General features: G+C 67.4%; 12 protein-coding genes. 1 reads left to right on the top strand and 11 read right to left on the bottom strand.

Annotated features, from left to right (window positions below; genetic code table 11):
- Positions 1 to 38 precede the first annotated feature (38 nt).
- The 10 genes from BLW48_RS12155 to BLW48_RS12110 all read right to left on the bottom strand — a co-directional run bounded on the left by BLW48_RS12155 (position 39) and on the right by BLW48_RS12110 (position 8,865).
- On the bottom strand, positions 39 to 653 hold the full coding sequence (locus BLW48_RS12155) for a sensor histidine kinase (RefSeq protein ID WP_093058779.1): 615 nt from the start codon (positions 651 to 653) through the stop codon (positions 39 to 41).
- Between the two features lie 171 nt (positions 654 to 824).
- The gene (locus BLW48_RS12150) at positions 825 to 1,550 is read right to left on the bottom strand and encodes an SGNH/GDSL hydrolase family protein (RefSeq protein WP_177142326.1); all 726 of its coding nucleotides are present in this window, start codon (positions 1,548 to 1,550) and stop codon (positions 825 to 827) included.
- Between the two features lie 124 nt (positions 1,551 to 1,674).
- Positions 1,675 to 2,220 (bottom strand): Rrf2 family transcriptional regulator, encoded by a 546-nt coding sequence (locus BLW48_RS12145; RefSeq protein ID WP_093175641.1) that lies wholly within the window; start codon positions 2,218 to 2,220, stop codon positions 1,675 to 1,677.
- A gap of 153 nt (positions 2,221 to 2,373) precedes the next feature.
- Positions 2,374 to 3,294: an SMP-30/gluconolactonase/LRE family protein gene (locus tag BLW48_RS12140; RefSeq protein ID WP_093175003.1), complete on the bottom strand. Its 921-nt coding sequence runs from the start codon at positions 3,292 to 3,294 to the stop codon at positions 2,374 to 2,376.
- A 17-nt stretch (positions 3,295 to 3,311) separates the two neighbouring features.
- Positions 3,312 to 4,202 (bottom strand): amidohydrolase family protein, encoded by an 891-nt coding sequence (locus tag BLW48_RS12135; protein WP_093175000.1) that lies wholly within the window; start codon positions 4,200 to 4,202, stop codon positions 3,312 to 3,314.
- Between the two features lie 8 nt (positions 4,203 to 4,210).
- Positions 4,211 to 5,167: a tripartite tricarboxylate transporter substrate binding protein gene (locus BLW48_RS12130; protein ID WP_093175639.1), complete on the bottom strand. Its 957-nt coding sequence runs from the start codon at positions 5,165 to 5,167 to the stop codon at positions 4,211 to 4,213.
- Between the two features lie 23 nt (positions 5,168 to 5,190).
- A complete protein-coding gene (locus BLW48_RS12125) occupies positions 5,191 to 6,177 on the bottom strand; it encodes a Bug family tripartite tricarboxylate transporter substrate binding protein (protein WP_093174998.1) in 987 nt (328 codons plus the stop codon).
- A gap of 50 nt (positions 6,178 to 6,227) precedes the next feature.
- Positions 6,228 to 7,154: an NAD(P)-dependent oxidoreductase gene (locus BLW48_RS12120; protein WP_093174995.1), complete on the bottom strand. Its 927-nt coding sequence runs from the start codon at positions 7,152 to 7,154 to the stop codon at positions 6,228 to 6,230.
- Positions 7,151 to 7,840 (bottom strand): RraA family protein, encoded by a 690-nt coding sequence (locus BLW48_RS12115; protein WP_093058786.1) that lies wholly within the window; start codon positions 7,838 to 7,840, stop codon positions 7,151 to 7,153. Before BLW48_RS12115 ends, BLW48_RS12120 begins: the two co-directional genes overlap by 4 nt.
- Positions 7,841 to 7,878: 38 nt before the next feature.
- Positions 7,879 to 8,865: a Bug family tripartite tricarboxylate transporter substrate binding protein gene (locus tag BLW48_RS12110; RefSeq protein ID WP_093174993.1), complete on the bottom strand. Its 987-nt coding sequence runs from the start codon at positions 8,863 to 8,865 to the stop codon at positions 7,879 to 7,881.
- Positions 8,866 to 9,035: 170 nt separating this feature from the next.
- Between BLW48_RS12110 and BLW48_RS12105 the strand changes: the two genes are divergently transcribed.
- Complete coding sequence (locus BLW48_RS12105) at positions 9,036 to 9,788, top strand: IclR family transcriptional regulator (protein ID WP_093175636.1); 753 nt, start codon at positions 9,036 to 9,038, stop codon at positions 9,786 to 9,788.
- 27 nt (positions 9,789 to 9,815) lie between these two features.
- Here the strand turns inward: BLW48_RS12105 and metE are convergent, their stop codons facing one another.
- On the bottom strand, positions 9,816 to 12,107 hold the full coding sequence (gene metE / locus BLW48_RS12100) for a 5-methyltetrahydropteroyltriglutamate--homocysteine S-methyltransferase (protein ID WP_093174991.1): 2,292 nt from the start codon (positions 12,105 to 12,107) through the stop codon (positions 9,816 to 9,818).
- Positions 12,108 to 12,111: the final 4 nt, after the last annotated feature.

Here is a 12,111-nt window from a genome sequence, read left to right as displayed (position 1 = left end):
GCGGGTGGGTGGCGGCACGAAGAGCCACGGGGTGGCCATCACAGCAGCCCCTTCGGGGCACGCACCGCGCGGTCGCCGTACAGCGGAAACCGCAGCGTGAGACAGCCGTCGCCAAGAGGAGAGGGCGCGGTATAGATGCGCGCGCCATGCCGCGCCACGATGGCCCGGCAGGCATGGATGCGGGGCGTGGCCGCGCGGCTGGCGCTGGTTTCGAAGGCGTGCGAGAGGCGGGGTGCGTCGGTGTCGCTGTCAATAGTGGCCTCGCGCCAGCTGATCACCGCCTGGTGCCCTTCGGCGCGCGCCAGCACATGCAGCGTCGTGCCCTGCGGCAGGGTGGCAGCCGCCGCGTCGGCGATATGCGCCATGAGCTGGGGCAGGTCGCCCGCGATCACGGCCACCGGCAGCGGGTCTTCCGGCAGGCGCAGGTCGAGCCCGATGCCGCGTTGCGCCAGCGTTGCCCCGTGGGTGACGGCGAGCGCGCGCAGCGGCTGTCGCAGGTCGATGCGCTCGCGCGTGGCGACAGGCTCCGGCCGGGCGCCGATGTGGGCCGGCGGCGTGCCCGCGGCGCGCACACCGAGCGCCTTGCCCGTGAACCAGACGACGCCGAGCGCGAAGAAGGCGGTCGCGACGACGCAAAGGCTGCTTGCGCTCATCGGGCAGCCTCCTGGCGGGGCAACGTGGAAGATTCGGGCGATGACGGTGGCGTGCGGAAAGTGCTCTGAAGCATGGCGAGGCGGCTCCTCTTTCGGTCTCAGGTGAATGCACTTCCTTGCCGAATGGAGCCACCAAAACCCGTAATGGCGTATCGAAAAAAGTTGCGGGTGTCAGTACCTGCACTCGGGCGCAGCCTGGTCGAGCAAGGCCACGATGCGCCCGACCAGCCGCTCGCTGTAGGCCGGGGCTGGGTGCAGCACGTCCGCCATCTCGGCGGGCTTGAAGGACACGGCACCCCAGTCGGCAAACAGCGCGCCGGTCTCGCCGGCCACGCGCCTGGCGATGTTGTCGGCCGCGTCCCTGCCCGGGGCGGGGTGCGTCTGGCGGCTGAGGCCGGTGACGACCGGCGTGCGCCCCTGGGCCTGCACGTGCGCCACCATGCGGCGCAGCGCCGGCTCGTAGGGCTGGCCGAACTGCCCGTCGTTGATGCCGTGTTGCAGCACCACGAAATGCGTGGTCAGCGGCGTGCTGGAGAAGGCGGCCGCGCGCTGGGCGGCCGTCGACCCCGCCACGCTGTTGTCGAGCACCGTGTAGGCCGGCCGCATGCGCTTGAGCATCGCCGCGGGCGGCTCGTCGAAGCGCTGGTTGTTGTTGTAGGCGCCATAGAGGATCGAGTCGCCCTCCAGGGTGACGGTGCAGTCGCGGGGAGCGTCGTCGGGCGCTTTCGCGGACGCCGCCGGACGGGTCGGGGCACTGCTGCTGTGGCTATTGCTGCTGCCCCTGTCGCCTCCGCAGGCGGGGACCAGCGCACCGATCGCAAGGATGGCAAGCAGCGTGAAAGCGATGTCGGACAGGCGGACACAGGCCGCGCGTGGGCGTGCAGAAAGAGAAACCAAGGCGATCTCCGGCAAGGGCCTCCGGCGTTTTCCGGAGGCATCGATCCCTTGCCGTACGAGTTTTCAAAACCCGTAATGCGCCTTGCGTTTCAGGTCAGTCAGCCATGTAAAGCCTGCTTTGTCTTCAGCGCTTGGCGAACACGCCGTTCCACGCGAACACCGAGTTCGGCGCGTTCACGCGCATCGGCAGGGCTGCGGGGCTCGGTAGGGCTTCTTTCTTCTTCGGGGGCTCGTGCTCGACGCGCACGCCCTTGGCCAGCTGGTCTTCGACCAGGCTCTGCAGCGTGACGGAGCCCAGGAATTCCATGACATGGTGCTTGGCGGAGGCCCACAGCGCATCGGTCGAGTAGCAGCCCTTGCTGCTGCCGCCGGCGTCTTCCTTGTTCGGCGAGGCTTCGGTGTCGGCCAGTGGCTGGCCATCGACCGAAGCGAGGATGTCCGCCACGGTGATTTCGGACGCCCTGCGCGTCAGCGTGTAGCCGCCGCCCGGTCCACGCGTTGCCTTGATCAGCGCATGCTGGCGCAGCTTGCTGAACAGCAGTTCGAGCGACGAGCGGGCAATGTGCTGTCGTCGGCTGATCGAGGCCAACGGTACGGGGCCATCCCGTTCGCGCATGGCGACATCGATCATGGCCGTCAAGGCGAAGCCGCCCTTCGTCGTGAGACGCATGGAGTGTTCCTCGGTGTTGGGTTTTGCAAACAATGCGTGGTAGGTGTGCAAAAGACCGGGAAAAGTTTCCTTCGGGAGGTAAAGGCCTTTTTTGAAACAAATCGAAAAAGACCGGCCCATCGACGCTTGCGAGCCTGCAGGAAGGGCTTGGGGCTAGGACGACCAGCGATGAAGTTCCACGCCAGGAGCGTCGAGCGCCAGCTTCAGCACGTTGCCGTGCGTGGAGTCGGTGACGAACAAGGTCGACCTGCCAGGGCCACCGAAGGCGATGTTCGTCGTCGAGGCGCCGGTGGGCCCGCGCAGCACCATGACGGGTTCGGCGCGCGTGTTGAGCACCCAGACATAGCCCAGGCCGGGATTGGCCACCAGCACCCGACCCTGCGTGTCGACCGCAAGCCCGTCGGGGCCGCTGGGCCCGTAGGACGTGAAGAACTGGCTCACCTTGGCAACGCTCCCGTCGGCCAGCAACGGCACGCGCCAGACGCAGTTGCCGCGCGTCACCGCGAGATAGAGCACCTTGCCGTCCGGCGAGAGGGCCACGCCATTCGGGCTGGGCACGTTGGACAGCAGCAGGTCGAGCTGCCCGTCGGGCCTCAGGCGATACAGGCGGCCCGAAGGGTCGTGCAACCCGCTCTGGCCCTGGTCCGTGAAGTAGACGTTGCCCTGCGCATCGAGCACCAGGTCGTTCACGCCCTTGAAGCTCTCGGTGTTGCGCCGCTGAAGGTGCGGCGTGACGCGACCGGTTCGAATATCCACCCGCATCAGGCCGTTCTTGTAGTCGGTGACGAGCAGGGTGTGTGCGTCGACGAACTTCATGCCGTTCGGCTCGCCGTCGTACTCGGCGACCAGCGTCCATTCGCCCGATGTGTCGATGCGGAAGATCCGGCCGAAAGGGATGTCCGTGACGTAGAGGTTGCCGTCGTCGTCGAACACAGGGCCTTCGAGAAAGGAATCGGTCACCTGGCCGCCGCGGTTGGCATCGGCCCAGACGCTGGGCTCCGGGCGGCGGAAGGACTCGGGCATGCTGGTGAAGGTCTGCAGGTCCAGCACCTGGGGCGCTTGCAATAGGTACAAGTCGGTCTCCTCTGCGATCAGGTCATCGCGAAGCCATAGAGCCTCGCCGGGTTGTCGACCAGGATGCGGTCGCGCACGGCGGTGGCGCCGTCGCACCACGCAGAGAGCACGTCGGCCAGGTCGGCATCGTTGACGGTCCCTGGAGTCTCCGTGGTGTGAGGCCAGTCGCTGCCCCAGACCAGTCGTTCCGGCGCTGCCTTGACCAGCGCACGGCCCAGCGCGAAGGCATCCTGGTAGGCGGGCGCCCCGTCGCGCGATCGCATGTAGACGCCCGACAGCTTCATCCACGTGTTGCCACCGTCGAGCAGCCGGCGCGCCACCGCAAATGCCGCGCCGCCGACACCGTCGGCCGGGTCGATGCGGGCCACGTGGTCTATCACCAGCGGCACCGGGAGTGCCGCCAATATTGGCGCGAGTTCCACCAGTTGTTCGGGCTGCAGGAAGACCTGGATGTGCCAACCCAGCCGGGCCACCTTGCGCGCCAGCGTCGTCAGCATCTGCGCCGTGGTGACGCCCCAGGACTGCGGCGTCACGAAGTTCACGCGCAAGCCGCAGACGCGATGCGCCGCCAGGCGGTCGAGCTCGTCGTCGGCCACGTCCTGGCCGACGACTGCGATGCCGCGCGCGCTCTCGCCCAGTTGCGCGAGTGCGTCGAGCGTGCAGGCGTTGTCCGTGCCGTAGGTCGAGGGATTGACGACCACCGTGCGCGAGGTCCCGAGCCGCTGCTGCAAAAGCCGATAGGCGGCCACCTCGGCGCGCGGCGGGTGGCGCTTCCAGTGCGGCGACGCGGCGAAGCGCGGGTCGAAGATGTGCATGTGGCTGTCGCAGGCATCGGCGGGCAGTGCAGTCGCGGGCCGGTTCGTCCCCACCGAATGGGGAACCGGTGGCGCGTCAGGGGCGTGATTCATGGCTGTCTTCAGTCGAGCTTGATGTTGCCCTTGCGGATCACTTCCGCCCATTTCGCATCTTCCTTCTTCAGGAAGTCGGCGAACTCGGATGGCGTCGAGCCGACCGGCTGCACGCCCACGTCCACGAAGCGCCGCTTCACTTCGTCATTCTTCAGGACATCGACCACCGCCTTGTGGAGCTTGTCGGCGATGGGCGCGGGCGTGCCGGCCGGCAGGAGCAGGCCGTTCCACTCGTAGGCCTCGTAGCCGGGCGCAACGGTCTCGGCGATGGTCGGCACATCGGGCAGGCGTGCGGAGCGCTGCGGCGACGACACCGCCAGCGCGCGCAGCTTGCCCGAGGACACGAGCGGATACGACGCCGCGATGGTGCTGAACATGAAGTCGACCTGCCCGCCCATGACATCGGAGATGGCGGGGCCGCCGCTCTTGTAGCCGACATGCACCATGTCGAGCCCGAGCCGCTGGCGCAGCAGTTCCGCCGCAAGCCGCTGCACGGTGCCGCTTCCGCCCGATGCGAAGTTGAGCTTTCCGGGTTCGGCCTTCGCTTTGTCCGCGAGGTCCTTGATGCTCTTCACCGGCGACTCCGCGCGGACGATCACGATGTTGGGCGCCAGCGAGACGAGCGCCAGTGGCTGCAGGGCATTGCCCGTGTACGGCATGCGGGGAAAGAGATGCGGATTGATCGAGTAGGGCGTTGCGTCGTAGAGCACCGTGTAGCCATCGGGCGCGGCCTTGGCCGCAAAGCTCGCGCCGATGGTTCCGCTGGCGCCAGGCCTGTTGTCGACGATCACGCTGGTGCCCAGCTTCTCGCCCATGCGCACCGCCAGCACGCGCGCCAGCGCGTCCGCGGAGCCGCCCGGCGCATACGGCACGACGAGCGTGATGGGGCGGTCCGGAAAGGCGGCCTGGGCGGAAGCGGCAGCAGCGAAGAGGCACGCGGCGAGCATGCGTCGGATGGCTTTCATCATGGGTTCCTTGGGGTGTGCGTTCATTCGGTCTTGAGATCGAGCGTTCGGGCCAGCTCGCCATAGAGCTTGACCTCGCGCGCCAGCTGCGCGCCGAAGGCATCGGCGCAGGTGTTCTGTGCTTCCATGCCGAGCGAACGCAGCTTCTCCTGCGTGGCCGGCGCTTGCGCAAACTCGGTGGCGGCACGGCGCAGCACGGCCAGGACTTCCGGCGGCGTTCTGGCGGGTGCGAGCAAGCCGTACCAGGCGTCGGCCGTGTAGCCCTTGACGCCCACCTCCTCGAAAGTCGGCACGTCCGGCAGCAGTGCCGATCGCTTCGGTGCCGCCACGGCCAGGGCCGTCAGCTTGCCCGACTGCACCTGGGTGAGCACCGAGCCCAGCGTAGCGAAAGAGCTGTCGACCTGGCCTCCCATGAGATCGGTCGTCGCCTGCGCCGCGCCCTTGTACGGGATGTGGTTCATCGACGTGCCTGTCAGCCGCGTGAATTGCGCGCTCGCGAAGTGCCCCGAGCTGCCCGAGCCCGGCGTGGCATAGGTGCGTTTGCCCGGCTCTGCCTTCACCGCCTGCAGGAACGCGCCGAACGACTTGACGGGCATCGACGGCCCTACGACCAGCACCGTCGGGCTCACGGCGAGCGAGCACACCGGGGCGAACGACCGCACGGCGTCGAACTTGACCCGCTGGCTGTAGAGCGCCGGGATCATCGTGTGATTCGTTGCGCCCAGCAGCAGCGTGTAGCCGTCGGCCGGCGCGGCAGCCACTGCCTCTGCCGCCAGGATCGTGTTGGCGCCGGGCTTGTTGTCCACGATGAAGGGCTGGCCCAGTGCGCGCGATGCGTGGTCGGCAAAGGCGCGCGCCACGACGTCGGTGGGGCCGCCTGCGGAGAAGCCGACGAGGATGCGCACCGGCTTGGCCGGCCAGGTCTGTGCATGCGCCGTTGCTACTGCCGCCAGCGTGGCCGACAGCCCGAGCACGGCCACCGCCCGGCGGGCGTTCTTGCCTCTGTTCATTTTTTTGTCTCCTTATCCTGGTCCGGATGGTGCCGCCTTGCGGCTGCGCCTCAGACGCTCGTCGTCTGGCGGGCGAGCACCTGCAGCAGATTCTTCGCCGCGCCCACGCCCATGTTCACGTAGGCATCGCTGGTGACGCCGCCGATGTGGGGGCTCAGCACGATGTTCTTCTCGCCCTGGAACGGATGGCCGGGCGCCATCGGCTCGACAGCGAAGCTGTCCAGCCCGGCCATGGCCACCTGGCCCGAGCGGACTGCCGCCAGCAGCGCGGCCTCTTCGATCAGGCCGCCGCGTGCCGTGTTGATGACGATCACGCCGCGCTTGCATCGTGCCAGCGTCTCGGCGTTGAGCAGCCCGCGGTTGTCGTCCGTCAACGGGCAGTGCAGAGAGATGGCATCCGATTCGGCCCAGGTGGTCGTCAGGTCCACGGCTTGTACGTACGCCGGAAGATTCTTGGCGTACGGATCGAACCCAAGCACGCGCATGCCGAGCGCATCGGCCATGCGCGCAAAGCGAAGCCCGATGGCACCGAGCCCGATGAGCCCGATGGTGCGGCCGCCGAGCTCGAGGCTCTTGTGCGTTGCCTTGTCCCAATGGCCGGCATGCATGCGCGCATCGAGCGCCACCACCGACTTGGCGCAGGCCAGGAGCAGCGCGAGCGCCTGCTCGGCCACCGCCGCGGCATTGGCGCCCACGGCCGCGACGACCTCGATGCCGCGTGCCTGTGCGGCCGCCTTGTCGATGGTGTCCGTGCCGCTGCCGTGTTTGGAGATCACCTTGAGCGCAGGGGCCGCGTCCATGACCGCCGGGCCCACTTTGCCGTAGCGCACGATGATGGCCACCGGGTCATGCGCGCGGCACAGGGCCACGAGGTCGTCTTCGGTCGGTGTCTTGCCCGCGTAGATGACTTCGTATCCCTCGAGGAGGTCGAGTGCCTGTGGCGCGAGGTCGGCGCCCGTCACCAGGATGGCTGTCACAGCGTCTCGCCCTCCTTCAGCACGCCGGCCGTGCGCAGCGCTGCGTCGAGCCACTTGGCGGCGGTGTCCCCGTCCTTGATGGCGGCGATGCGCGCGGCCTCGTCCTTCACCTTCTTCGCGGCGAGAGGCAGCAGCGATTCGATCTTCTCGCGCTCCACCACGACCACGCCGTCGCCGTCGCCGACGATGAAGTCGCCCGGATGCACCGTGACGCCGCCGATCGACACCGGATGGCCGATGCGCCCGCCGATGTTCTTGGTCGGCCCGTTCGGGTTGGTGCCGACGGAAAAGACAGGGAAGTCCATCTCGTCTATCTCGTTGCTGTCGCGGCAGGCCCCGTCGATGACCACGCCGGCAATGCCGACCTGCTTGCAGGCGGTCATCATGATCGTGCCCATGAGCGCGGAGGTCTGGTCGCCCTTGCCGTCGATCACGAGCACGTCGCCGGGCTTCGCCATGGCAATGGCGGCATGGATCATCAGGTTGTCGCCGGGGCGAACTTCTACGGTGATCGCGGTGCCGGCCAGCTTCATGCGGGGGCGCAGTGCCTTGATGCGGCCGTCCACCGCGCCGCGGCGCCCGGCCACGTCGGCCAGGATGGCAGGCTGGAATTCGGCGGCTTGCGCCACGATGTGCGCGGGCACGCGCTCGAAGTTGCGGACGATGTCGGGGAGGGGCGATGACATGAGGGTGCTTTCAGAAGTGATGGGATGAAGAAGGGCGCTCAATCCAGCTTGATGCCCGAAACCTTGACGACGGCGCCCCAGCGAACACCGTCCGTGCGAATCAGCGATGCGAACTTCTCGGGCGGGCCGGACATCACCTCCGCGCCTTGCGCCGCGAGCTTCTTCTGCACCTCGGGCGTGGCGAGCGCCTTGTTGAAAGCTGCGTTGAGCTTGGTGACCGCATCCTTCGGCATGGCTGCAGGGCCCGCCACGCCGAACCATGTGACGGCCTCGAAATCCTTGTAGCCAGACTCGGCCATGGTGGGCACATCAGGCAAGTCGCGGTTGCGTTGCAGCGAGGTCACGGCCAGCGCGCGCAACTGGCCGCTCTTGATCTGCGCGATCAGGGTCGGCACGGACGAGATGTACATCTGGATCTGGCCGCCGACCAGGTCGGTCAGGCCTTGCGATGCGCCCTTGTAGGGGACATGCGTGAACTGCACGCCCGCGGCCTTCTGGAACTGCTCGGTGGCGAGATGGGCCACCGTGCCGTTGCCCGAGCTTGCGTAGTTGAGTGCGGTGGGCTTGGCCTTTGCGGCGGCGACCACGTCCGCGAGCTTCTTGTAGGGCGACGCGGCCGAGACCACCAGCACCAGCGGTGCGGAGGCGACGAGGCCCACAGCTGCGAGGTCCTTCACCGGGTCGTAGGGCAGCTTGGCGTAGAGCGTCGGATTGATCGCGAGGTTGCTGGTCTGCCCCAGCACCAGCGTGTAGCCGTCGGGGTTGGCCTTGGCTGCCGCGTCGACGCCGATGTTGCCGCCGGAGCCGGGCTTGTTGTCGATGACGATGGTCCAGCCCTCCGAGGTCGCGACCTTGTTCGCCACCTCGCGGGCAATGATGTCCGTGCCGCCGCCCGGCGGGAACGGCACGACGAGGCGGATGGGGCGCGCCGGATAGCCTTGAGCCAGCGTCACGCCGCAAGAAAACAGAAGGGCGAGGCCGATGGCCGCGCGGCGAGGAATGGAGCTGGGGCTCGAGGTGCGCATTTGTGTTGTCTCCGGAATCGTTCGATCAATCAGTGCCTGCGAGCGGTGGTGCTCCGAGGCATGAAGCGACTTTAGATTTGCGTTCCGCTCCATACAATGGTGGTCCACTGAACGGACCATGGACCACTGTGCGAAACAAATTGCCGGCAGCCAAGAGGCCGACCGAAGTCATCGAAGAGCCGCGCGAAGTGGACGCGGACGCGACGGGCGGCGTGACCGCCGTCACCCGCGCCCTGCAGCTGCTCGATGCCTTCGGCATGCAGGACGAGCGCCTCTCGCTGGCCGAGCTGACCCGCCGCAGCCACATGCACAAGACAACCGCGCTGCGGCTGCTGCGCACGCTGGCGCTTGCCGGCTACGTGGTGCAGCGCGACGACGGCGAATGGCGACTGGGACCTGCGGCAGGCTGGCTCGGAGCCCGCTACCAAGCCAGCTTCGATGCCAACAATGTCGTGGAGCCGATGCTGCTTGCCCTGTCGCATGCAACGGGCGAGAGCGCGGCGTTCTATGTGCGCGAAGGAAATTCCAGGACTTGCCTGGCGCGCGTGGAAGGGCCGCAGCCCATCCGGCACCACGCGCGCATGGGCGCGATGCTGCCGCTGGAAAAAGGGTCACCGGGGCGGGTGATTCTTGCGTTCTCCGGCGAGCCTGGAAAGCTGTACGAAGACATCCGCAAGAAGGGCTATCACTTCTCCATCGGCGAGCGCGAGAAGAACGTGGCGACCGTGTCGGCGCCGGTCTTCGGCCTGCGCTGGGCGCTGCTGGGGTCGGTGTGCATCTCGGGCCCCGCGGACCGGTTGCCCAAGGCAAAGCTGCTCGGCCACGCGAAGACGATCATGAAGGCCGCGAACGAACTCTCCTACGCACTGGCCGGCCGGCCCACTGCGCAGACTCCGGCGGTGGTCTCCACCTGGCATCCCTAGAAGGGGCCGGTGGAGTCCGCGCTGAGCTCAGGCCGATGCGCGCAGTGTCTTGGCGGCTGCCACCATGTTGGTCAGCGCCGGCACCACTTCAGCCCACTGGCGCGTCTTCAGGCCGCAGTCGGGGTTGACCCACAGGCGTTCGGCGGGAACGCGCTCGGCCGCCTTCTTCATCAGCTGCACGATGTGCTCCTGGCTCGGGATGTTCGGCGAGTGGATGTCGTACACGCCCGGGCCGATCTCGTTGGGGTACTTGAAGTTGTCGAAGGCATCGAGCAGCTCCATGTCCGAACGCGAGGTCTCGATGGTGATGACGTCGGCATCCATGTCGGCGATCGACGCGATGATGTCGTTGAACTCCGAGTAGCACATGTGCGTGTGGATCTGCGTCTCGTCGCGCACGCCGTTGGCCGTGATGCGGAAGGACTCGACAGCCCAGTCCAGGTACTCCTGCCACTGCGACTTGCGCAGCGGAAGACCTTCGCGCAGCGCCGCCTCGTCGATCTGGATCACGCGCACGCCGGCTTTCTCCAGGTCGAGCACTTCTTCGCGTATGGCCAGCGCAAGCTGGTGGCACGACACTGAGCGCGGCTGGTCGTCACGGACGAAAGACCAGTTCAGGATGGTGACCGGACCGGTCAGCATGCCCTTCATCGGCTTTTGCGTGAGCGACTGCGCGTACTTGATCCACTCCACGGTCATCGCCTTCGGACGGCTGATGTCGCCGAACAAGATCGGCGGCTTCACGCAGCGCGAACCGTACGACTGCACCCAGCCGAACTGGCTGAAGGCGTAGCCGTCGAGTTGCTCGCCGAAGTACTCGACCATGTCGTTGCGTTCGGCTTCGCCGTGCACCAGCACGTCCAGGCCCAGGACTTCCTGTTCCTTCACGCTGCGGCCGATTTCGGCCTGCATCGCGGCCTTGTAGCCTGCTGCATCGAGGCGACCCGCCTTGAACTCACTGCGCGCATGGCGGATTTCCGCAGTCTGCGGGAATGAGCCGATGGTGGTGGTCGGGTAGGCCGGCAGCTTCAGCAGGGCGGCTTGCTTGGGCGCGCGCTGGGCGTAGACGCTCTTGCGCTGGCCCAAGGCCGCGTTCAGCCTGGCGATGGCGGCCTTGACGCCGGGGTTGTTCACGCGCGGCGAGTTGCGGCGGGCGGAAATGGCGGCCTGATTGGCTGCCAGCTCATCCTTCACGGCATCGCGGCCGTGGCGCAGGGCGGCGGCCAGCACTCTCAGCTCCTCGAGCTTCTGGAGTGCGTAGGCGAGCCACCACTTGACCTCGGCATCGAGCTTCTGCTCGCTGGCCAGATCCACCGGCACGTGCAGCAGCGAGCACGACGGTGCAATCCAGAGACGCTCGCCCAGGCGCTGCGCCAGCGGCTCGAGCCAGTCGAGGATGGCGACCAGGTCGCTCTTCCAGATGTTGCGGCCGTTGATGACCCCGAGCGACAGCACCTTGTGCGCGGGCAGCATGCTCAGCAGAGGCACCACGTCGTCGCGGCCGTTGATGGCGTCGACGTGCAGGCCCGCCACCGGAAGGTTGGCGGCCAGGTACTTGTTTTCCAGCAGCTGACCGAAATAGGTCGCGAGCAGGATCTTGACCTTGGCGGCCTTGAGATGGTGGTAGGCCGTGTTGAAGGCGTGCTGCCAGTCGGCGTCCAGCTCGGTGACGAGCAAAGGCTCGTCGATCTGCACCCACTCGACGCCCTGGGCCGCCAGTGCGTCGAGCAGTTCCGCGTACACCGGCAGCAGGCGCGGCAGCAGCGCGAGCTTGTCTGAGTCGTCCTTGGCCTTTCCGATGGACAGGTACGTCACGGGGCCGACCAGCACGGGCTTGGCCTTCACGCCCTGCGCCTTGGCTTCGGCGAACTGCTCCAGGATGCGCGATGCGTCGAGCTTGAACTCGGTTGCCGACGTGAACTCGGGGACGATGTAGTGGTAGTTGGTGTCGAACCACTTCGTCATCTCGCCTGCGGCAACGCCGCCGCAGCAGCCCGCGTGGTCTTCGGCGGACTGCGCCGAGCGGCCGCGCGCCACGCGGAAGTAGTTGTCCAGGGTGTCGCCGTGAAAGCCGCGCACGCGCTCGGGCAGGTTGCCGAGCGTGAAGCTCATGTCCAGCACCTGGTCGTAGAACGCGAAATCGCCCACCGGCACCAGGTCGATCCCGGCCTGGTCTTGCCAGTGGCGTTGACGCAGCTCGGCGCCGAGGGCCTTGAGCGCGTCGCGCGAGGACTCTCCCTTCCAGTACGACTCGAGCGCGAACTTCAGTTCGCGCCTGGCGCCGATGCGGGGAAAGCCAAGGTTATGGGTGGTGGTCATGGGT

Origin of the sequence: Variovorax sp. YR266 (assembly GCF_900107295.1) — a bacterium.
Lineage (GTDB): Bacteria > Pseudomonadota > Gammaproteobacteria > Burkholderiales > Burkholderiaceae_C > Variovorax.
This window is presented reverse-complemented; position numbering and strand designations above follow the sequence as displayed.